Annotated in this window: 1 pseudogene; it reads right to left on the reverse strand. The window is 69.5% G+C overall.

The window, feature by feature from the left end:
* Positions 1-165, reverse strand: a pseudogene (locus G3I60_RS46180) (transcriptional regulator); the annotation flags it as partial.
* Between the last annotated feature and the right edge of the window lie 261 nt (positions 166-426).

Consider the following 426-nt stretch of genomic DNA (forward strand, 5'->3'; position numbering starts at 1 on the left):
CAGCATCCGCAGATCGATGAGCTCGCCGTCGAGTGTGGCGACCGTGGCGAGACTGAGCCCGGTGGCGGCGGCCAGCTCGGGCCGGGACGTCGGTGACTCGGCGATGATCTGGCGCAGCACCGCATAGCGGTTCGCGGTGCGGATGTCACGTGACGTGCGCTTCACCACCGGGCTCGCCCCCTCGCCGTGCAGATCTCGGTGCGGAACTCGGTGCGGACGGGCCGGAGCGCGACGGCACCGGCGCGGCGCAAGGCTATGGGCAGTGAGGGAGGTTCGACAAGGGGTTAGGAAAGGGGCTGAGGAAAGTCTCGGCGTACGCGGCGCCGTATCCGGCCCGGGGTCAGTCGCCGAGCACCTCCCGTACGAACGCGTTCGTGAACTTCTTCGAGGGGTCCAGGAACGCGGCCAGCGCAGCGAAGTCCGCCA

It is taken from the genome of Streptomyces sp. SID13666, assembly GCF_010548325.1.
Classification (GTDB): Bacteria; Actinomycetota; Actinomycetes; order Streptomycetales; family Streptomycetaceae; genus Actinacidiphila; species Actinacidiphila fildesensis.